18 protein-coding genes are annotated in these 21,721 nt (G+C 56.2%); 8 read left to right on the forward strand and 10 right to left on the reverse strand.

Annotated elements, in window-relative coordinates:
• Positions 1 to 13: 13 nt before the first annotated feature.
• The 6 genes from lsrG to lsrA are packed head-to-tail and all read right to left on the reverse strand — an operon-like array spanning position 14 to position 5,699.
• Complete coding sequence (lsrG, locus tag F3J30_RS16950) at positions 14 to 307, reverse strand: (4S)-4-hydroxy-5-phosphonooxypentane-2,3-dione isomerase (RefSeq protein WP_166717989.1); 294 nt, start codon at positions 305 to 307, stop codon at positions 14 to 16.
• Complete coding sequence (lsrF, locus tag F3J30_RS16955) at positions 304 to 1,191, reverse strand: 3-hydroxy-5-phosphonooxypentane-2,4-dione thiolase (protein ID WP_014071826.1); 888 nt, start codon at positions 1,189 to 1,191, stop codon at positions 304 to 306. The genes lsrG and lsrF overlap by 4 nt, the downstream gene beginning before the upstream one ends.
• An 11-nt stretch (positions 1,192 to 1,202) precedes the next feature.
• Positions 1,203 to 2,204 (reverse strand): autoinducer 2 ABC transporter substrate-binding protein LsrB, encoded by a 1,002-nt coding sequence (lsrB, locus tag F3J30_RS16960; RefSeq protein ID WP_166717990.1) that lies wholly within the window; start codon positions 2,202 to 2,204, stop codon positions 1,203 to 1,205.
• 1 nt (position 2,205) lies between these two features.
• On the reverse strand, positions 2,206 to 3,183 hold the full coding sequence (lsrD, locus tag F3J30_RS16965) for an autoinducer 2 ABC transporter permease LsrD (protein WP_166717991.1): 978 nt from the start codon (positions 3,181 to 3,183) through the stop codon (positions 2,206 to 2,208).
• Positions 3,184 to 4,215 (reverse strand): autoinducer 2 ABC transporter permease LsrC, encoded by a 1,032-nt coding sequence (gene lsrC, locus F3J30_RS16970; protein ID WP_166717992.1) that lies wholly within the window; start codon positions 4,213 to 4,215, stop codon positions 3,184 to 3,186.
• Complete coding sequence (gene lsrA, locus F3J30_RS16975; RefSeq protein ID WP_166718076.1) at positions 4,212 to 5,699, reverse strand: autoinducer 2 ABC transporter ATP-binding protein LsrA; 1,488 nt, start codon at positions 5,697 to 5,699, stop codon at positions 4,212 to 4,214. Before lsrA ends, lsrC begins: the two co-directional genes overlap by 4 nt.
• Before the next feature lie 215 nt (positions 5,700 to 5,914).
• Between lsrA and lsrR the strand changes: the two genes are divergently transcribed.
• From lsrR to F3J30_RS16990, 3 genes are all read left to right on the forward strand, one after another.
• A complete protein-coding gene (lsrR, locus tag F3J30_RS16980) occupies positions 5,915 to 6,886 on the forward strand; it encodes a transcriptional regulator LsrR (protein ID WP_014071831.1) in 972 nt (323 codons plus the stop codon).
• Positions 6,887 to 6,923: 37 nt separating this feature from the next.
• The gene (gene lsrK, locus F3J30_RS16985; RefSeq protein ID WP_166717993.1) at positions 6,924 to 8,507 is read left to right on the forward strand and encodes an autoinducer-2 kinase; all 1,584 of its coding nucleotides are present in this window, start codon (positions 6,924 to 6,926) and stop codon (positions 8,505 to 8,507) included.
• Positions 8,508 to 8,686: 179 nt separating this feature from the next.
• The gene (locus F3J30_RS16990; RefSeq protein ID WP_166717994.1) at positions 8,687 to 10,708 is read left to right on the forward strand and encodes an NADPH-dependent 2,4-dienoyl-CoA reductase; all 2,022 of its coding nucleotides are present in this window, start codon (positions 8,687 to 8,689) and stop codon (positions 10,706 to 10,708) included.
• Positions 10,709 to 10,814: 106 nt separating this feature from the next.
• Here the strand turns inward: F3J30_RS16990 and rlmG are convergent, their stop codons facing one another.
• The gene (gene rlmG / locus F3J30_RS16995) at positions 10,815 to 11,951 is read right to left on the reverse strand and encodes a 23S rRNA (guanine(1835)-N(2))-methyltransferase RlmG (RefSeq protein ID WP_166717995.1); all 1,137 of its coding nucleotides are present in this window, start codon (positions 11,949 to 11,951) and stop codon (positions 10,815 to 10,817) included.
• An 84-nt stretch (positions 11,952 to 12,035) separates the two neighbouring features.
• Here rlmG and F3J30_RS17000 point away from each other — a divergent pair, with 84 nt between their 5' ends.
• The 4 genes from F3J30_RS17000 (at position 12,036) to sstT (ending at position 16,283) form a co-directional block, all read left to right on the forward strand.
• A complete protein-coding gene (locus F3J30_RS17000; RefSeq protein WP_166717996.1) occupies positions 12,036 to 12,539 on the forward strand; it encodes a M48 family metallopeptidase in 504 nt (167 codons plus the stop codon).
• A 70-nt stretch (positions 12,540 to 12,609) separates the two neighbouring features.
• A complete protein-coding gene (locus F3J30_RS17005) occupies positions 12,610 to 13,608 on the forward strand; it encodes a Gfo/Idh/MocA family oxidoreductase (RefSeq protein ID WP_166717997.1) in 999 nt (332 codons plus the stop codon).
• Positions 13,609 to 13,866: 258 nt separating this feature from the next.
• Entirely contained in the window at positions 13,867 to 14,832 is a 966-nt protein-coding gene (locus F3J30_RS17010; RefSeq protein WP_014071837.1) for a TerC family protein, read from the forward strand.
• A 209-nt stretch (positions 14,833 to 15,041) separates the two neighbouring features.
• On the forward strand, positions 15,042 to 16,283 hold the full coding sequence (gene sstT / locus F3J30_RS17015) for a serine/threonine transporter SstT (RefSeq protein WP_014071838.1): 1,242 nt from the start codon (positions 15,042 to 15,044) through the stop codon (positions 16,281 to 16,283).
• A 16-nt stretch (positions 16,284 to 16,299) separates the two neighbouring features.
• Here sstT and F3J30_RS17020 read toward each other — a convergent pair whose 3' ends face one another.
• From F3J30_RS17020 to uxaC, 3 genes are all read right to left on the reverse strand, one after another.
• A complete protein-coding gene (locus tag F3J30_RS17020) occupies positions 16,300 to 16,854 on the reverse strand; it encodes a YgjV family protein (RefSeq protein WP_014071839.1) in 555 nt (184 codons plus the stop codon).
• A 78-nt stretch (positions 16,855 to 16,932) separates the two neighbouring features.
• A complete protein-coding gene (locus tag F3J30_RS17025; protein ID WP_166717998.1) occupies positions 16,933 to 18,420 on the reverse strand; it encodes an altronate dehydratase family protein in 1,488 nt (495 codons plus the stop codon).
• Between the two features lie 17 nt (positions 18,421 to 18,437).
• A complete protein-coding gene (gene uxaC / locus F3J30_RS17030) occupies positions 18,438 to 19,850 on the reverse strand; it encodes a glucuronate isomerase (RefSeq protein WP_166717999.1) in 1,413 nt (470 codons plus the stop codon).
• Between the two features lie 476 nt (positions 19,851 to 20,326).
• Between uxaC and F3J30_RS17035 the strand changes: the two genes are divergently transcribed.
• Positions 20,327 to 21,625 (forward strand): MFS transporter, encoded by a 1,299-nt coding sequence (locus F3J30_RS17035; protein ID WP_014071842.1) that lies wholly within the window; start codon positions 20,327 to 20,329, stop codon positions 21,623 to 21,625.
• Positions 21,626 to 21,721: the final 96 nt, after the last annotated feature.

Genomic DNA, 21,721 nt, shown 5'->3' on the forward strand with positions numbered 1-21,721 from the left:
TACGCGCTCATGTCTACGCCGGTAATAACCCGACAAAACTGCGTTTCTTGCGCGGCTCTGACATCAGTGCCTCGAGCTTATCCACGCACGCCAGGTAGTGCGGCGTTTTCTTATGGGCCAGCACCGCTTCTTCGTCCTTATAGGCCTCGTAGATAAAGAACCGGGTTTTCACGCGTGGGTCCTGCAATACATCAAAACGCAGGTTCCCCGGCTCCTGAATCGCCCCTTCGTGGTTGGCACGAAAGACCTCCAGAAATTCGTCCACCCGTTCAGGCTTGATGTTGATCTCCACTAACGTCACGTTCATTTTGCTTCTCCCTGTTTTTCTTCCTGCCAGAACTGGAACGCTTCCCGCGCGTTCATGTTCTCATGTACCACTTTCTTCACCGCTTTCAGCATGGCCAGCGGCGCGCTGGACTGGAAGATGTTGCGCCCCATGTCCACGCCTGATGCGCCCTGGTCAATTGCCCGCCAGCACATTTCCAGCGCCTCGTGCTCCGGCAGTTTTTTGCCCCCCGCGATGACGATCGGCACCGGGCAACTGGCGGTCACTTTTTCAAAGCCTTCATCCACGTAATAGGTTTTGACGAACTGCGCCCCCATTTCGGCGGCGATACGGCTGGCAAGCGAGAAATACCGCGCGTCACGCGCCATCTCTTTGCCGACTCCCGTCACCGCCAGCGTCGGCACGCCGTAACGCGCTCCGGCATCCACCAGCTTGATGATGTTGTTGATCGACTGATGCTCAAACTCACTGCCGATGTAGACCTGCGCCGCCACCGCGCAGACGTTCAGGCGCAGGGCGTCTTCCATCGCCACCGCCACACACTCGTTGGACAGCTCACCCAGAATCGAGTTACCGCCAGACGCCCGCAGCACCACCGGCTTGTTAGTGGCGGCAGGCACCTGACTGCGCAGAATACCCCGCGTACACATCAGCACATCGGTTTCACCAAACAACGGCGCAATAGAGAGATCGATACGCTCAAGGCCGGTGGTCGGCCCCTGGAAATAGCCGTGGTCAAAGGCCAGCATCACCGTGCGATTGCTTTTCGGGTTAAAGATCCGCGCCAGCCTCGACTGCATTCCCCAGTCCAGCGAGCCGCAACCCTTCAGGGTGAATGGCACGTTCTGCTGCGGTGTGCCGATGCCAAAATCCTTGCCGTCTTTGATGTCGTCTAAATCAGCCATGTGCTCCCCCGTCAGAAATCGTATTTGTTGATGTTCTCTTTGGTGAATACCACGCGTTCTGGCAGCAGCACGATGCCGTTGCCTTTCGCCTCATACTGATAGCCCTGCACGCTGTTCGGCTCGACCTTCAGCGTCCCGATGTCTTTGACATCCACGCTGTCGCCCACGTTAAGATCGCCCTTTTTCAGTAAATGATCGGCGACATTGACCGCAATTTTGCCCTGCTGAACCACATCCCACAGACCGAAGGCTTTCACCGTGCCGCGTTCCACGTACGGACGCATCACGTTCGGGGTGCTGAACCCGACAATTGCTACCCCTTCACGTTTGAGGTTTTCCGCCGCCTGCGCCGCCGCTGGCAGCGCGTTGGCGTCCGGGGCGATGATCGCATCCAGATCCGGGTAGGCTTTTAAGATCCCTTCTGCGGTTTGCAGGGATTTGGTGGCATCGTTATAGCCAAACTGAGTGGTCACGATTTGCCACTGAGGGTGCTCTTTCTCGATTTTGGCTTTGGCCTCTTTTACCCACTGGTTCTGGTCGGTAACGGTCGGGCTTGAGTAGAAGAATGCGACTTTGGCATTCGGTTTGGTGACCTGCTTGCCAGCCATATCTACCAGCAGGCCGCCGAGCTGTTCCGGGGTTCCCTGGTTGATGTAAATACTGCGGCACTCGGGTTTGGTGTCGGAATCCCAGGTCAGGACCTTAACGCCGCGCTGCATTGCGCGCTTGAGCGCCGGGCAAAGCCCGTCTGGCGACACGGCAGAGACGATAATGGCGTTATAGCCCTGGTTGACGAAGTTATTGATAAGCTGCACCTGCCCGGAGACGCTTGGCTCGGTTGGGCCGTCATAGGTGACGTCTGCACCGAGTTGCTTGCCCGCCTCTTTTGCACCATTCCCCCCGCTGGTAAAGAAGCCTACGCCCACCAGCTTAGGAATAAAGGCAATGCGGTCTGCCGCCTGCGCAGACGCCACGCTAAGCGCTATCGCCAGGACTATCAGTTTTGTTTTCATCTTACGCTCCGGGTAGTTTTGTGAAGAGAGATCGCACCCATTCACGGTGCAGACTCAACGAACGTCCCATCACCACCACAACCAACAGCGCCCCTGACAGCGCGCTCGACACCTGGTTGGGGATGCCGACCATCTGTAAACCCTGTTGCAGATACCCCACCAGCAGCGCCGCCAGTGCTGTACCCAAAACCGAACCTGATCCCCCGTAGATATTGGCCCCGCCGAGCACAGCGGCGGTGAGAGCAGGCATTAACAAATCGCGCCCCAAATCCGAGCGCGCCGAGCCAAAGTAAGAAACCATCACCAGGGCGGCAATCGCCGAGGCCACGCCCACCAGGCCATACAGCGCATAAGGCATCCCGTTGACCGATAGCGCCGCATAACGCGCCGCTCGCGGGTTTTGCCCAATCAGAAACAGGTGACGGCCAAAGCGCCCCCGGTGGGTGATAAGCCAGAAAAAGACGGTAATCAGCGCGAACAGCACCAGCGGAACCGGCAGCCCTATCAGCGTCAGGTTGGCGAAGGCGGTAAAGCTGTCCGGGAAACCGCCAATGCCTTCATAACCCGTTGCCCCCGCCATACCGGAAAGCAGTAGCGCCCCGCCGCCGTAGAGGTACAGCGTGCCGAGGGTGATCACCAGCGGACTGATGCCGGTGTAGTGAATGAGTGCGGCGTTAACCAGGCCGCACAACAGACCCAGCAGCAGGGTCAGCGGAATCGCCACCGCCATCGGCCAGCCGGCCTGCATCATCACCCCCAGCGCAATGGCGCACAGGCCAATGGTCGAGCCGAGCGAAATATCGATACCGCCGCTGATAATCACCAGCGTCAGCGGAAGGGCCACAATGCCGATGCAGATAAAATCGCTGGTGCTGAACAGCAGCATGTTGATATCCAGCATCCGTGGGTTGATGGCACCGAAAAGCAGGATTTCGAGCACCAGAAGGATCAGCAGCGCGCTTTCCCAGTTAAGCTTCATCTACGCCACCTCTTTTTTGCGTTTTGGGAACGGGGTGACGTGCTTTCCCCCCCGGTTACCCGGCTGGAAGCGGCTGTATTTCAGTGCCCGCTGATGACGCGCCAGGGCCTGACGCAGACGCCCGTCGAGCACCAGTACTCCCAGCAGCACCAGCCCGGCGATAAAATCATTCCACCAGGCCGGAAGTTTGAACAGCACCAGCACGGTGTCGATTTGGGTCAGGAAGAAGGCGCCGAGAAACGCGCCCACCAGCGTGCCGGTGCCGCCCAACAGCGAAATGCCCCCAAGCACGCAGGCCGCGATGGCCTTCATCTCCAGCCCACTGCCGGTCTGGTTCGGTACAAAACCAATTTGCGAGGCAAAGACGATCCCCGCACAGGCCGCCAGTACGCCGTTCAGGGTGAAGGCAATCATCCTGGTGCGGTTCACCGCCACGCCAAGCTGGCGCGCGGCGGCAAGGTTATCGCCTACAGCGTAGAAATCCCGGCCAAACAGGGTACGCGAGAAGATCCATGCCCCAATGCCTGCCAGAATCAGCACGCCAAACCCTATCGGTGAGATCCCAATAACCACCGGCTCTGAGAGTGATTTCAGGCTCGACGGCAACCCTTCTATCCACTTGCCACCCGTCCAGAGCAGCATCCCGCCGCGATACAACCCCAGCGTACCGAGGGTGGCAACAATCGCCGGGATACGTAGCCCGACCACCAGAAAACCGTTAAATGCCCCCGCCAGTGCGCCAATGGTCAGCGCAAACAGCATCGCCACCGGCAGGCTGTAACCGCTGTTGAGCGCGACCCCCACGGCAATGGCGCACAGACCCACCGTTGATCCCACAGAGACATCAATATTACGGGTCAGCATTACCATCGCCGCGCCCAGCGCCAGCAGGATCAGAATTTGCGAGCTGGCGAAGATCATTCCCAGGGTCTGAAAACTGAAATAGGCCGGGTTAAGGGCCACCAGCACGGCAAACAGCGCCAGGATCGCCAGCAGCGCGCTGAGCTCGCGGTTTCTCAGTAACATCTTCATGATTGTCCTCCGAAGGCCAGCGACATCATTTTGTCGAGGCTGACGGCGTGGCGTGGCAGTTCCCCGCTGAGCATCCCCTGATGCATCACCAGTACGCGGTCAGCAAGACCGGGGAATTCGTCGAGATCGCTTGAAATCATCAGCACCGCGACGTTTTGCGCCGCCACGCTTTTTATCAGCTGATAGATGTCTGCCCGCGCCGATACATCCACGCCGCGCGTGGGTTCATCCACAATCAGCAGCAGCGGATTGGCCTCCAGGCAGCGCGCCAGCAAGACCTTTTGCTGATTGCCACCGGAGAGCGTCCGCACGGTCTGGTCTGCATCGTTGAGTTTGATCCCCAGCGCCCGGTGATAACGCTCCACCACCGCCGCCTCGCGCTTGCGCTGCTGCCAGATGGACGGCTCATTCAGGGCGACCGTGTTCCAGCGAACTGGCGCATCCAGGAACAACCCTGAAACCTGCCGGTCTTCCGGCAGATACACCAGCCCCTTATCCAGCCGCGAAAATACCGAATCGCTGCTGATATCCTGGTTTTCCAGCCAGACGCGCCCCGCACGTACCGGGCGCAGGCCATAGAGTGTTTCGGCGAACTCAGTACGCCCGGAGCCCACCAGCCCGGCAAGGCCGACAATCTCACCGGCGTAAATCTCAAGACTGAGATCGATAAACCCTTCCCCGGTCAGCGTTTCAACCCGCAGCACCGGAAAATCCTGCGCCTGGGTGCGCCGGTTACCCGGCAGCGCCAGCCACAGCTTTTGGGTATCGCTTAAGACTTGATCGCGGCTGACCGGCGTCATCGCGCCAATGAGGGCGTTATCGTCGTATTGCGCCGTTTCACCGCTAAGTACGATGGCGCCGTCGCGCATGACCGAAACATGGCTCGCCAGCTGGCGGATTTCCGGCAATTTATGCGAGATAAACACAATACCAACGCCCTGATCCTGCAATGCCCGGATCTGGCGAAACAGGCGATCGGTTTCCCCTGGCGTTAGCGAAGCCGTTGGCTCATCCAGGATCAGGATCGTTGCATTGCGCATTAACCCGCGCAGGATCTCCACCATCTGTTGATCCGCCACTTCCAGCGTGCTGGCGGTGGCATCCAGGTTGATCTGGCACTGGAGCTGCCGGAGTTTATCCGTCAGCTTTTTATCCAGACCGTTTTCGCGGGGCAGACGGAAAAGGATGTTTTCCCGCACCGTCAGATTCGGAAACAGCATCGGCTCCTGCGGGACAAGGTAGATCCCGAGCTTATGCGCCTGCCCGGGCTTCAAACGCGCAAATGACTGCCCGGCGACTGAAAGTTCACCGCTGTCAGGCGTCTCGACCCCGGCGATGATTTTCATTAGCGTCGATTTTCCCGCGCCGTTTCCCCCCATCAGCGCATGAACCTGGCCCGCAAGTAGCGTGAAATCAATGCCTTTTAGCACCGGTACGCCAGAAAACTGTTTGCAGATATCACGTGCTTCGATAAGTGGGGTCATCATCGCTCCGCTATTGAACAAATGATTTTTAGAATTAATAATGTTCAAAAGCGTAGACGGTGAACTATATTTGCAACCGTGCAGGGATCACAGTTTTATCGATTAAGATCCAGATAAACCAGAAACAATCTAAAAGATCCGTTTTGCCGCGTGGCTCACACTTTCCACCCGCGCCATCACGAACATATGATCTAAATTTTTATAAGAGTTCAAATATGGGCGATAAACGCATTGCTGAAGAAGGTCGGTTTGCAGGGCTTGCACTGGCGGAAGAGGAACTGGTGGCGCGCGTCGCCTGGTGCTATTACCACGACGGCCTGACCCAGAACGATATTGGCGAGCGACTTGGACTGCCCCGTCTGAAGATTTCGCGCCTGCTGGAAAAGGGGCGTCAGTCGGGGGTGATTCGCGTCCAGATAAATTCCCGCTATGAAGGATGTCTGGCGCTGGAAACCGAGCTACAGCGGCGATTTGGCCTGAAGCTGGTGCGGGTGTTGCCTGCCCTGAATACCCCACCGATGAACGTGCGGTTAGGCATTGGCGCGGCGCAGTCTCTGATGGGCGTACTGGAACCCGGACAGTTGCTGGCAGTGGGATTTGGTGAAACCACCATGAGCAGCCTGCAACACTTAAGCGGCTTTATTAGCTCACAGCAGATCCGCCTGGTCACGCTTTCGGGCGGCGTGGGGCCATATATGACCGGCATCGGTCAGCTGGATGCGGCCTGTAGCGTCAGCATGATCCCGGCGCCGCTTCGCGTTTCCTCCGCTGAAGTCGCCGGAATTTTAAAACGCGAAACCAGCGTGCGAGATGTGATCCTCGCCGCTACCGCAGCCGATGTTGCCGTGGTGGGAATTGGTGCGGTGAACCAGCGCCGCGATGCCACGATTTTACGTTCCGGCTATATCAGTGAGGGCGAACAGCTGATGTATGCCCGCAAGGGCGCCGTGGGCGATATCCTGGGTTATTTCCTCAATGCCGAAGGGGAATGCGTAGACGAACTGGAGATCCACCGCGAATTACTGGGCGTAACGCTCGATGAACTGGCGCAGTTACCCACCATCGTTGGCGTGGCCGGAGGTGAAGAGAAAGCCGATGCGATTTATGCCGCACTCAAAGGTCGCCGTATCAATGGCCTGGTGACGGAAGAGACGACAGCCCGCGCGGTGCTGGCTCTGGCCAACTGAGAGCCTGCCTTTCCCGCGCTAACAACGAGGCAAACTCATGAGTTACCTTTTAGCGTTAGATGCAGGGACAGGCAGCGTTCGCGCCGTTATTTTCGATTTACAGGGCAACCAGATTGCTGTCGGCCAGGCCGAGTGGAAACACCTGAGCGTGGAGAACGTGCCGGGGTCGATGGAGTTTGACCTCGACACCAACTGGCGGCTGGCCTGCCAGTGCATCCATCAGGCGCTGGAGCGCGCACACCTGAGCGCCGCCGATATCCAGTCGGTCGCCTGCTGCTCAATGCGTGAAGGCATTGTGTTGTATGACCGCAATGGCGAGGCCATCTGGGCCTGCGCCAACGTCGACGCCCGCGCCAGCCGCGAGGTGGCCGAACTCAAAGAGATCCACGACTACCGTTTTGAATCCGAAGTGTACGGCGTTTCCGGGCAGACGCTGGCACTCAGTGCCATGCCGCGCCTGCTGTGGCTGGCCCACCATCGTCCGGATATTTACCGTAAGGCTGCCACCATCACCATGATCAGCGACTGGCTGGCGGCGAAGCTCTCCGGAGAACTGGCGGTCGATCCCTCCAATGCGGGCACCACCGGGATGCTCGATCTCTTCAGCCGCGACTGGCGCCCAACGTTGCTGGATATGGCCGGATTACGCGCCGATATCCTCTCCCCGGTGAAAGAAACAGGCACGCTGCTGGGTGCGGTTACCGGGGCGGCGGCTCAGCAAAGCGGCCTGCGCGAAGGCACGCCGGTAGTGATGGGCGGTGGCGATGTGCAGCTTGGGTGCCTGGGTTTGGGCGTGGTGCGCGCCGGGCAAACGGCGGTGCTGGGCGGTACCTTCTGGCAGCAGGTGGTGAATTTGCCGCAGGTGCGTACCGATCCCGATATGAATATCCGGGTTAATCCCCACGTCATCCCCGGCATGGCACAGGCCGAATCCATCAGTTTCTTCACCGGATTAACCATGCGCTGGTTCCGTGATGCTTTCTGTGCAGAAGAGAAGCTGATTGCCGAGCGAATGGGCATGGATACTTACTCCCTGCTGGAAGAGATGGCGGCTCGCGTTCCGGCGGGTTCGCACGGCGTGATGCCGATTTTCTCCGATGCGATGCATTTTAAGCAGTGGTATCACGCTGCGCCGTCGTTTATTAACCTCTCCATCGATCCGGAAAAATGCAACAAAGCCACGCTTTTCCGTGCGCTGGAAGAAAACGCCGCGATTGTCTCGGCCTGCAACCTGGCGCAGATTTCGCATTTTTCCGGCGTGACGTTTGAAAGCCTGGTGTTTGCGGGCGGCGGGGCCAAAGGCGCCTTGTGGAGCCAGATCTTAAGCGATGTGACCGGGTTGCCGGTGCGTGTGCCTGAGGTCAAAGAGGCCACCGCGTTGGGCTGTGCAATCGCCGCCGGAACAGGCGCGGGCCTGTTTGCAGATATGGCATCCACCGGAGAATGGTTGGTGAAATGGAGCCGGGAATTTACGCCAAACCCAGAACACCGCGAGCTGTACGACGGCATGATGCAAAAATGGCAGGCAGTCTACGCCGACCAGCTTGGGCTGGTGGACAGCGGGCTGACCACGTCGATGTGGCAAGCACCAGGTCTGGTGCGGGTATCACCCTCACCCTGAGGGAGAGAGAGGTTTTGTCCCCTCTCCCCGTGGGAGAGGGTTAGGGTGAGGGGCATCAGGCCGCACCAATATTTGAATTCCATCACAATCACCGCATTCCCCTTTTCCCTTTTACTCCCCGCTGGCTAAATTAGTAACTCATCCGACCACATAACAATAATTTTACACTGGAAGAGAGTATGAGCCGCTACCCGTCGTTATTCGCCCCCCTCGATCTGGGGTTCACAACGCTCAAAAACCGCGTGTTGATGGGCTCGATGCATACCGGTCTGGAAGAACACCCCGACGGTGCTGAGCGTCTGGCTGCGTTCTACGCCGAACGTGCGCGTCATGGTGTAGCATTGATTGTCACCGGAGGCGTAGCCCCCGCTCCATCAGGTGTAGGTATGGAAGGCGGAGCCGTGCTGAACGATGCCAGCCAGCTGCCACATCACCGAATTGTGACCGATGCGGTTCACAAAGAGGGGGGGAAAATCGCCCTGCAAATTCTGCATACGGGCCGTTACAGCTACCAGCCGAAACTGGTGGCACCCTCGGCCATTCAGGCCCCCATCAACCGTTTCAAACCGCACGCCCTTAGCCACGACGAGATCCTGACGCTGATTGACTACTTCGCCCGCTGTGCCGCACTGGCGCGGGAAGCAGGCTACGACGGCGTGGAAGTGATGGGCTCTGAAGGGTATCTGATTAACGAATTCCTGGCGGCCCGCACTAACCAGCGCGACGACGAATGGGGTGGTGATTACGCGCGCCGGATGCGTTTTGCCATCGAAGTGGTACGCGCCGTGCGCGAACGTGCGGGCGCTGATTTTATCATCGTCTTCCGCCTGTCGATGCTCGACCTGGTGGAAGGCGGCGGGACGTTTGACGAAACCGTACAGCTGGCCCAGGCCATTGAAACAGCAGGCGCAACCATCATCAACACCGGGATCGGCTGGCACGAGGCGCGTATTCCCACCATCGCCACGCCGGTACCCCGCGCAGCATTCAGTTGGGTGACACGCAAGCTGAAAGGCAAAGTGTCGATCCCACTGGTAACCACCAACCGCATTAACGATCCTCAGGTGGCGGACGATGTGATATCACGGGGCGATGCCGATATGGTATCGATGGCGCGCCCGTTCCTGGCTGATGCCGAACTGCTGTCCAAAGCGCAAAGTGGCCGCGCGGATGAGATCAACACCTGTATCGGCTGTAACCAGGCCTGTCTTGATCAGATCTTTGTCGGCAAAGTCACCTCGTGCCTGGTCAACCCGCGCGCCTGCCACGAAACCAAAATGCCGGTGATCCCGACGAGCAATAAGAAGCGTCTGGCGGTGGTTGGCGCAGGCCCTGCGGGGCTGGCATTTGCCGTCAATGCCGCTTCACGCGGGCACAGCGTGACACTGTTTGATGCGGCAAGTGAAATTGGCGGGCAGTTTAATATCGCCAAACAGATCCCCGGCAAAGAGGAGTTCTACGAAACCCTGCGTTATTACCGTCGGATGATCGCCCTGACCGGAGTGGATCTGCGATTAAATCAGTTTGTGAATGCTGCGGATCTGGCTGATTTCGATGAGGTGATCCTGGCAAGCGGGATCGCCCCGCGCCTGCCGGCGATCGAAGGGATTGATCACCCTAAAGTGCTGAGCTACCTCGACGTATTGCGCGATAAAACCCCGGTTGGGGAGAGCGTTGCCATTATCGGCTGCGGCGGGATCGGCTTTGATACGGCGATGTATTTAAGCCAGCCGGGTGAAGCCACCAGCCAGAACATTGCCGAGTTTTGTGTGGAATGGGGTATCGATACCAGCCTGAATCAGTCTGGCGGTTTACGTCCTGAAGGCCCTCAGCTGCCAAAAAGCCCACGCCAGATTGTGATGTTGCAGCGTAAAGCCAGTAAACCAGGCGAAGGGCTGGGCAAAACGACGGGCTGGATCCACCGTGCCACGCTGTTGTCGCGCGGCGTGAAAATGATCCCGGCGGTCAGTTATCAGAAGATCGACGACGAGGGGCTACACGTGCTGATCGGCGGTGAACCGCAGCTGCTGCGCGTGGACAACATCATTTTATGCGCCGGACAGGAGCCGAAACGCGATCTGGCCGATCCGCTGCGTGAGGCAGGTAAAACGGTACATTTAATTGGTGGGTGTGATGTGGCGATGGAGCTGGATGCGCGGCGCGCGATTGCGCAGGGGACGAAATTAGCTCTGGCGATCTAGGGCAAGGTAAAAGCAAAACGGCAACCCAGTTGCCGTTTTTAGTGTTTGCTCCCTCTCCCTGTGGGAGAGGGTTGGGGTGAGGGCATCAGGCCGCACATACAAAATCTTAACGACGACGACCCAGCTTAACCGCTTTCAGCACCACGAACTTGTTGTTGGTGGCGATGGTGGTGCAGTTACCGAAAATCTTCTTCAGCTTGTGGAAGTAGTCCAGGTGGCGGTTCGCCACGATATACAGCTCACCGTTAATTTTCAGGCAACGGCGCGCATGGTGGAACATCTCCCAGGCCACGTTATCCGTCAGGGCATGTTTCTGGTGGAACGGCGGGTTACACAGTACAGCGTTGAAGCGGAAAGGCTCCACACCTGACAGCGCGTTGTTGATCATAAATTCACAGCGATCCAGCGCCTCTGGCATGTTGGTTTCCACGTTAAGACGACTGGAAGCCACCGCCATCGGCGATTCATCGCTAAACACCACGCTGGCTTCCGGGTTCTTCGCCAGCAAAGTCAGACCAATCACACCGTTACCACAGCCCAGGTCGACAATCTCACCTTCCAGATTTTCCGGCAGATGCTCAATAAAGAAACGCGCCCCGATATCCAGACCAGTACGGGAGAAAACGTTCGCATGGTTATGGATGGTCCAGTCGGTCCCTTCCAGTTTCCAGCTCAGCGTTTCTGGCGCGTCAGCCAGTTCCGGCGCACTGAAGGTACAGTTAATGAGACGCGCTTTTTTCCATGCCAGCGTGGTGGTGGTTGGGCCGAGCACTTTCTCGAACAATTCCAGCGTCGAGGTGTGAATATCACGCGCTTTTGCACCCGCGATAATGCGTGTTTCTGGGGTAACGACTTTACGCAGCGCGCGCAGCTGTTGTTCCAGCAACGCCATGGTTTTCGGCACTTTGATCAGCACCACACCCGGCGCCTGCGGGTAATCCGCAGTGCTGTCCAGGAACTTCACGCTGGATTCTTCGAGGTCGTTGTGGCGCAGGTTTTCACGCGTCGCCAGCTCGCTTAAGTAGGAATCACCGATGCTGTAAGGGGTGTGTTCCGCCAGAGCACAGCCCAGCGCGCCAAACGCATCATTCAGGATCAGAACCGGGCCGCTGATTTCAGTGTCATCCAACTGTTGCAGCAGATATTCATCCGCCGCTTCCCACGCCATAAGCGGGTTGACGTCGTCCGTTTCCGGGAAACGTTTAAGGTTGAGTGAACGGAAACCGTTGTCTAAGTGGCTCATCGGCCCTCCTGAATGGTAAAATTTCGGCGTATCCCTGAAAAGGGTGCGTGAGTATACCCGTTTTCGCATTAATTTGGGCTTTTGATGAACCAACTAACTTATCTCCAGGGCTACCCGGAGCACTTACTTTCCCAGGTTCGTAGCTTAATTGCCGAGCAAAAGCTGGGCACGGTGCTGGAAAAACGCTACCCGGGCACGCATGATTTCGCGACCGATAAGGCCCTCTGGCAGTATACGCAGGATCTGAAAAGCCGGTACCTGAAGAGCGCACCGCCGATCAATAAGGTGATGTACGACAATAAGATCCACGTGCTGAAAAACGCGCTCGGCCTGCATACCGCTATCTCTCGCGTTCAGGGCGGCAAGCTGAAGGCGAAAGCCGAGATCCGCGTGGCGACCGTGTTCCGTAACGCGCCGGAAGCGTTCCTGCGAATGATCGTAGTGCATGAGCTGGCGCACCTGAAAGAGAAAGAGCACGACAAGGCGTTCTATTCCCTGTGCTGCCATATGGAGCCGCAGTACCACCAGCTCGAGTTTGATACCCGACTGTGGCTTACGCATTTATCGTTAAAAGGTAATGCGGAATAGCGCACTGGTTTTGCAATAATCCCGTGCTACAGTGGCTGAAGGTTCCCAGCTACGGAGTACGTAAACGTTTATGATACGTTTCGCAGTCATTGGTACGAACTGGATCACACGCCAGTTCGTCGACGCCGCCCACGAAACCGGCAAATATAAGCTCACCGCAGTCTATTCCCGCAGCCTTGAGCAGGCGCAGAGCTTCGCGAACGACTACCTGGTCGAACATCTGTTCACCTCGCTCGATGAGATGGCGCAAAGCGACGCCATTGACGCGGTGTATATCGCTAGCCCGAACTCCCTGCACTTCCCGCAAACGAAGCTGTTCCTCAGCCATAAAAAACATGTGATTTGCGAGAAGCCGCTTGCCTCCAACATTCAGGAAGTGGAAGCCGCCATCGCCCTGGCGCGTGAAAATCAGGTGGTGCTGTTCGAAGCATTCAAAACCGCCAGCCTGCCAAACTTCCTGCTGTTACAGCAGTCTCTGCCGAAGCTTGGCAACGTGCGTAAGGCTTTCATCAACTACTGCCAGTACTCTTCACGCTACCAGCGTTATCTGGACGGTGAGAACCCGAACACCTTTAATCCGGCCTTCTCGAACGGGTCGATTATGGATATCGGCTTTTACTGTCTGGCCTCGGCGGTGGCGTTGTGGGGCGAGCCGCACGGCGTGACGGCCACCGCCAGCCTGCTGGATAGCGGCGTGGATGCACACGGTGTCGTGGTGCTGGATTACGGTGATTTCAGCGTTACGCTGCAACACTCTAAAGTCAGTGATTCAGTGCTGCCGAGCGAAATTCAGGGCGAAGCCGGATCGCTGGTGATTGAGAAAATCTCCGAGTGTCAGAAACTGAGCTTCGTACCGCGCGGCGGGAAAGCGCAAGAGCTGACGCAGCCACAGCATATTAACACTATGCTCTATGAGGCAGAGGTCTTCGCACGCCTGGTAGAAAACAATGAAGTGAATCACCCTGGGCTTTCGGTCAGCCGCACTACGGCGAAGCTGCAAACGGAGATCCGCCGTCAGACTGGCGTGGTGTTCCCGGCAGACGACGTGAGCGCAAAAGCGATCGCGTAAAGCTGTGTAATGAAATCATGCACACCATTGACGAAATCGATGGTCTGACATATTTTGTTACCCGCAAAGGGGAGTAACTTCCTTGCCGGTGGATCGTCATTACGATGCGTGAAAATCGCATCCGGTCGCCGGGCAATCAAAAGCGTCTTTTTGGTTGTAAGTGAGACCTTGCCGGAAGGCGAGGTCTATGCATAAAAAGCGTAACGGCTATCGTCTTCTGACCATAGCCGTTTTTGTTTTTATGCGTAAGGAAGAAATATGAATACTGTCGGTACTCCGCTGCTGTGGGGCGGATTCGCAGTCGTGGTCCTCATCATGCTGGCTGTCGACCTCTTTTTGCAGGGCCGTCGTGGCGCGCATGGCATGTCCATGAAACAAGCCGCCGTCTGGTCGCTGGTGTGGGTAACCCTGTCCCTGCTCTTCTGTGCCGCCTTCTGGTGGTATCTGGCCTCAACCGAAGGCCGCGCGGTTGCCGACCCTCAGGCACTGGCGTTCCTCACCGGTTATTTGATCGAAAAAGCCCTGGCGGTGGATAACGTCTTCGTCTGGCTGATGCTGTTCAGTTACTTCGCCGTACCTGCCGCACTGCAACGCCGCGTACTGGTATACGGCGTGCTGGGGGCGATCGTTCTGCGTACCATCATGATCTTTGCCGGTAGCTGGCTGATAACCCAGTTCGAATGGCTGCTGTATGTCTTCGGCGCCTTCCTGCTGTTCACCGGGATCAAAATGGCGCTGGCGAAAGAAGACGGCTCCGCTATTGGCGATCGTCCGCTGGTGAAGTGGATCCGTGGACATCTGCGCATGACGGACAAGATCGAGAGCGAGCACTTCTTCGTGCGTAAAAATGGCCTGATGTTTGCCACTCCGCTACTGCTGGTGCTGATTCTGGTTGAGCTGAGCGACGTTATCTTCGCGGTAGACAGTATTCCGGCTATCTTCGCGGTGACCACTGACCCGTTCATTGTGCTGACCTCTAACCTGTTCGCGATCCTTGGCCTGCGTGCGATGTACTTCCTGCTGGCAGGCGCGGCGGAACGTTTCTCAATGCTGAAATACGGCCTGTCGGTGATCCTGGTGTTTATCGGTATCAAGATGCTGATTGTCGATTTCTATCATATCCCGATCGCCATTTCGCTCGGGGTGGTGTTTGGCATCCTGATCGTAACGCTGATTATCAATACCTGGGTTAATCGCCAGCACGATAAGAAGCAGCAGGTGTAGTGGGTTTTGCCGGGTGGTACAGCGCCACCCGGCACTTTCGTTAATAAATAGTTAAAAAACATGACGCAACACGTAAAATCCAGCATTTTACGCTTCCCTCCCCTGCCACTTTCCCTATACTCGACCAGGCAAACATTTACTTACATCCGGACATAAATGTGACTTAGAGCACATCCGGGATGGAACGCAATTTCACTTAAGGAATCTCCATGACCACATCATCATCTGGACTGTTTGCGCGCCTGTCGCGCGGCAGCCTTGTTAAGCAAATACTGGTTGGCCTGGTGCTGGGTGTTGCGCTGGCACTGATATCTAAACCCGCCGCAGAGGCCACCGGCCTGCTCGGTACCCTGTTCGTTGGCGCGTTGAAAGCCGTTGCCCCGATTCTGGTCCTGACTCTGGTGATGGCGTCTATCGCCAACCATCAGCAGGGACAAAAAACCAATATCCGCCCAATCCTGTGGATGTACCTGTTAGGGACTTTCTCGGCGGCACTGACTGCGGTTGTCGTCAGTTTCATCTTCCCTTCAACGCTTCAGTTAACTACCGGCGCAACCGACATTACGCCGCCTGCGGGTATCGTTGAGGTGATGCATGGTCTGTTGATGAGCGTCGTGGCTAACCCTATCCATGCCCTGATTAACGCTAACTACATCGGCATTCTGGTGTGGGCTGTCGGTCTTGGATTTGCCCTGCGCCACAGCAATGATACCACCAAAAACCTGATTAACGATGTATCCAATGCCGTGACCTTCATCGTGACGCTGGTGATCCGCTTTGCACCAATTGGTATTTTTGGCCTGGTATCCTCAACGCTTGCAACCACCGGTTTTGGCGCACTGTGGGGTTATGCCCAACTGCTGCTGGTATTGATTGGCTGTATGGCCGTGGTGGCGCTGGTGATTAACCCGCTGCTGGTGTTCTTACAGACGCGCCGTAACCCTTATCCGCTGGTGTTGATGTGCCTGCGTGAGAGCGGCGTAACCGCCTTCTTTACCCGCAGCTCAGCCGCGAATATTCCGGTAAACATGTCGCTGTGTGAAAAACTGAATCTGGACCGTGATACTTACTCTGTGTCGATCCCCCTGGGTGCGACCGTTAATATGGCGGGCGCGGCAATCACCATTACGGTTCTGACGCTGGCGGCAGTCCATACGCTGGGTATTCCGGTAGATTTACCGACGGCACTGCTGTTGAGCGTGGTGGCTGCACTTTGCGCTTGTGGGGCTTCTGGTGTGGCGGGTGGTTCGCTGCTGCTGATCCCGCTGGCCTGTAATATGTTTGGCATTCCGAACGAGATTGCCATGCAGGTTGTCGCCGTTGGTTTCATCATTGGCGTGTTGCAGGACTCCTGCGAAACCGCGATCAACTCTTCCACCGATGTGATGTTTACCGCGGCCGTATGTCAGGCGGAAGACGCGCGCTTAGCGAAAAACGCCCTGCGTAGCTAATCTGTTAGCCCTTCCGTCAGCGGACGGAGGGGCTCTCTTCCTGTACCTGGTTTTCCACTTTAAACGGATCGATACCGCGCTTCTGCATTCGCCAGAAACGAATGATGTTCAGCCCGTTCATGATGAGAAAACTGCCTTCAATTAATGTCCCGCCAATCGACCCCAGCCAGAAGTTGTGGATCACCCAGCAGCAGGTTGAACACCAGATCACACAGCGCATCGTCAGGCCTTTACTGCGAAACAGCGCCCAGGTACTGACAATGGTGCCAATCACTGGTAGCAGCTCTATCGGATGGTGAAACTTCGCCAGCCCAATTCCCCCGGTCAGCACAATAAATACCGCCATCACCCACAGGCTGCGGGTGCGCAGAGTAATGAGCGTACGCACGGTGTTGAGCATGGCGCTTGAGCCTGCCGGAAATGCGCCCATCAGGAAGAAGTGCACGCCGATAACGGCGCTGTAAACCGAAAGCTGGATTTTGAATTTCCGCTCGTCGCGATTGATAAAAGTGGTGATACCAATCAGAAAGGCGATGACGCCAACGCCCTGGGCCAGCCAATACGCGCTCATGAAGGAGTCCTGTGTTCAGGCAAAAAGAAACGGCGCTTCATTATATGAAACGCCGTTTCGGATTTAAAGCATGATGACTTACAGCGTGACGCCGCTTTTGAATATCGCCAGCTCGCGGAAGTCGTTTTTCTCGTTACAGGTCTGCTTGCCGTTAGCGAAGTCCACGATGGTATCGACGAATTCGTTCAGCAGCTGCGGCATTGCTTTGCCGTGGATCAGCTGGCCGGCATCGAAGTCGATCCAGTGTTTTTTCTTCGCCGCCAGCTCGCTGTTGGTGGCAATTTTCACCGTTGGCACAAAGCCACCGTACGGTGTACCGCGGCCAGTACTGAACAGCACCATGTGGCAGCCTGCTCCGGCCAGCGCGCTGGTTGCTACCGCATCGTTACCCGGTGCGCTGAGCAGGTTCAGACCGTGAGTTTTCAGGCGTTCGCCATAGCGCAGCACGTCAACCACCTGGCTTGCCCCTGCTTTCTGGGTACAGCCGAGCGATTTCTCTTCCAGCGTCGTGATCCCGCCCGCTTTGTTACCCGGCGATGGGTTCTCGTAAATCGGCTGGTTGTGCGCAATGAAGTACTGTTTGAAGTCATTCACCATGGTGACGGTTTTCTCAAACGTCTCTTCGTCACGGCAATGGCTCATCAGAATACGTTCAGCACCAAACATTTCTGGTACTTCGGTCAGCACGGTGGTACCGCCGTTAACGATCATGTAATCCGAGAAGCGGCCCAGCATTGGGTTCGCGGTGATGCCGGACAGGCCATCAGACCCGCCGCACTCAAGCCCGAATTTCAGCTCGCTCAGCTTGCCTGGTTCACGTTTGTCGTGGCGCATCACGTCATACAGCTGATGCAGTTGCTCAAGACCGGCTTCCACTTCATCGTCCTGATGCTGGCACACCATAAAGTGCACACGCTCAGGATCAAACTCGCCCAGCGTTTCGCGGAAGGCATCAACCTGGTTGTTTTCACAACCCAGGCCAATCACCAGTACCGCGCCCGCATTCGGGTGGCGCACCATATTTTGCAGCATGGTACGGGTATTAATATGGTCATCGCCTAACTGTGAACAACCATAAGTGTGGCTGAACAGGTGCACACCGTCTGTGCCTTCGGCATTGTTGGTCTCTTTCAGGAAACGCGTCTGGATTTGACGCGCGATCCCATTAACACAGCCCACCGTCGGGAGGATCCACAATTCATTGCGGATCCCCACTTCACCGTTGGCACGGCGGTAAATCTGTACGTCGCGATCTGCCGCCTGCCCGATGTCCGCCGGGGATTCAGGTTGATAGCTATACTCGTCCAGATCGCTCAGATTGGTGCGGGTATTGTGGGAATGAATATGTTCACCCGGCGCAATATCCGCCAGCGCATGACCAATAGGCAAACCGTACTTCACGACGTTTTCACCTTTGGCGATAGGACGTATGGCAAATTTGTGCCCACGCGAAATCGCCTGACGCAGTGTGACTGTCTCATTTTCAACAGTCACGTTGGTACCTTCGGTCAGATCCGCCAGCGCTACGACAACGTTATCCAGCGAATGGATTTTGATGTATTGCATATCAACCTCAAACGGCCTTAGTTCAGTTCAATGGCGAAGTAGTCACGCGCATTGTTAAAGCAGATGTTTTTCACCATTTCGCCCAGCAGCTGAATATCCGCCGGTGCTTCACCCGCAGCCACCCAACGGCCAATCATCTGGCACAGAATGCGGCGGAAATATTCGTGACGGGTATAAGACAGGAAGCTGCGGCTATCGGTCAGCATCCCGACAAAGCGGCTTAACAGGCCCAATTGTGCCAGCTGCGTCATCTGACGCTCCATGCCGTCTTTCTGGTCGTTGAACCACCAGCCGGAACCGAACTGCATCTTGCCTGGCATCCCTTCGCCCTGGAAGTTACCGATCATGGTGCCCAGCACTTCGTTATCGCGTGGGTTCAGGCAGTACAGGATGGTTTTAGGCAGCAGATTTTGTTCGTTCTGTTTGCTCAGCAGTTTGGACAGCTCTTCCGCCAGCGGACGGTCGTTGATGGAGTCAAAGCCCACATCCGCACCCAGCAGTTTGAACTGACGCTGGTTGTTATTACGCAGCGCGCCAATGTGATACTGCTGAACCCAACCGCGACGGGCATATTCTGCGCCGAGGAACACCAGTACCGCTGTTTTAAACTGAGCCACTTCGTGCTCGCTTAATGTCTCACCGGACAGGCGACGCGCCAGAATGCTATCCAGCTCGGCTTCGTTTGACTCCGCGAACAGCACCACATCAAGCGCGTGGTCAGACACCTTACAACCGTGCGCAGCAAAGTGATCCAGACGTTTGGTCAGGGCGGTTTGCAGGTCGGTGAAACGACGAATGTCGGTATCAGACACTTCCGCCAGCTTCGCCATGTAGTCGTTGAATGTTGCCAGCTCGATGTTGAACGCCTTATCCGGGCGCCAGCTTGGCAGCACTTTGATATCAAAGGAGGTGTCTTTCGCGACAACCGCGTGATGCTCCAGTGAATCGATTGGATCGTCGGTTGTACCGACCATCTTCACGTTCATCTGTTTCATGATGCCGCGTGCGGAAAACTTATCCTGCGCCAGCAGTTCGTTACACTGGTTCCAGATCTCATCCGCCGTGGTTGGAGAAAGCAGTTTGCCGGTGATACCAAACGGACGACGCAGTTCGAGGTGCGTCCAGTGGTATAACGGGTTGCCGATAGTGTGCGGCACGGTCGCTGCCCAGGCGTCAAACTTCTCGCGGTCAGTTGCGTCGCCGGTACACAGGCGCTCAGCCACACCGTTGGTGCGCATTGCGCGCCATTTGTAGTGGTCACCCTTCAGCCAGATGTCATACAGGTTTTTGAAACGATAATTTTCGGCAACCTGCTGCGGCGGTAAATGGCAGTGATAGTCGAAAATTGGCTGGTCTTTTGCGTAGTCGTGGTACAGCTGGCGAGCAAATTCAGTATCTAGCAGAAAATCTTCAGTCATAAACGGAGTCATTTATCGTCTTCCTCTTAACGAGTGCGTCAAAAAGCTTATGTTCAGATGCTGCAAAGTTATCACACCAATTTCCAGAGGCCGAAGTTTTTTTCGTGAGTTAGATCAATAAACGTCAACAAATAAAATACCCTCAACGGAGTAAACCCTCTCGCAGCCCGCGCCATATCTGGCTTTGCGTGCAGAAGATAATGTCCCTACAAAGAATCACACTTTTGTGATGTCACTCACCTTTTAAAGTTGTATGACAAGTTATCTTTTCGCCGTCGCAAACAATTAGCCGACGGAATGCATTACTGGTGTGAAAAACATCGGATTTAACGGTACGGATACCGACTTATGCACGATTACTTATGGCAAGGTTCGGGCCGTTCCGGGAAATTATCCCGGTTACGCCCCTCCCGTTAACAACAGCTCCCGGCAACGGTTGAGAGGTTGCCGTGCTCCGGCACGGAAATAACATAACGATGAGGTTTTACATGCGTAAAATTAAAGGGTTACGTTGGTACATGATTGCACTGGTGACGTTGGGCACCGTGCTGGGCTACCTGACACGTAACACCGTGGCAGCAGCGGCTCCTACGTTGATGGAAGAATTGCATATCTCCACACAGCAATACTCTTACATCATTGCTGCTTACTCCGCGGCTTACACCGTAATGCAGCCTGTAGCAGGTTATGTTCTTGATATTCTGGGTACTAAAATCGGTTATGCATTCTTCGCTGTCGCATGGGCCATTTTCTGCGGTGCAACAGCACTGGCAGGCAGCTGGGGCGGTCTGGCACTGGCGCGCGGTGCGGTAGGTGCAGCAGAAGCCGCCATGATCCCGGCAGGCCTGAAAGCCAGCTCCGAGTGGTTCCCGGCGAAAGAACGTTCTATTGCTGTCGGTTACTTTAACGTCGGTTCTTCTATTGGTGCGATGATTGCTCCGCCACTGGTGGTCTGGGCTATTGTGATGCACAGCTGGCAGATGGCGTTCATCATCTCTGGTGTACTGAGCTTTGCATGGGCAATGGCGTGGCTGATTTTCTATAAACACCCACGTGACCAGAAAAAACTGTCTACTGAAGAACGTGATTACATCATTGGCGGTCAGGAATCTCAGCACCAGACTAACAACGGCAAAAAAATGTCTGTCTGGCAGATTCTGGGCACCCGTCAGTTCTGGGGTATCGCACTGCCACGCTTCCTGGCAGAACCAGCCTGGGGTACGTTTAACGCCTGGATCCCACTGTTCATGTTTAAAGTGTATGGCTTTAACCTGAAAGAGATCGCGATGTTCGCCTGGATGCCAATGCTGTTCGCTGACCTGGGTTGTATCGTGGGGGGTTACCTGCCACCACTGTTCCAGCGCTGGTTTGGTGTGAACCTGATTGTCTCTCGTAAAATGGTGGTTACCATGGGTGCGCTGCTGATGATTGGCCCAGGTATGATCGGCCTGTTCACCAGCCCTTACATTGCTATCGCCCTGCTGTGTATTGGTGGTTTTGCTCACCAGTCCCTGTCTGGCGCACTGATCACGCTCTCATCTGACGTCTTTGGTCGTAACGAGGTTGCTACCGCAAACGGCCTGACCGGTATGGCCGCCTGGACTGCAAGTACCATGTTTGCTCTGGTGGTTGGTGCCCTGGCTGACACCATCGGCTTTAGCCCACTGTTCGCTGTGCTGGCTATCTTCGACCTGCTGGGTGCGGTGGTTATCTGGACGGTGCTGAAAAGCAAATCGGCAGAAGAGCTACAAAAAGAGTCCGTCGGTGGACCCGCAACACAAAGTTAGCGGTGATGCTGTTGTGCCGGGTGGCGGTTTCGCCTTACCCGGCCTACAAAACCCAATAAAACCGCAGGCCGGGGCAACCTGGCAAATACAACAAGA

The sequence above is a fragment of the Enterobacter sp. Tr-810 genome (assembly GCF_011752765.1).
Classification (GTDB): Bacteria; Pseudomonadota; Gammaproteobacteria; order Enterobacterales; family Enterobacteriaceae; genus Enterobacter; species Enterobacter soli.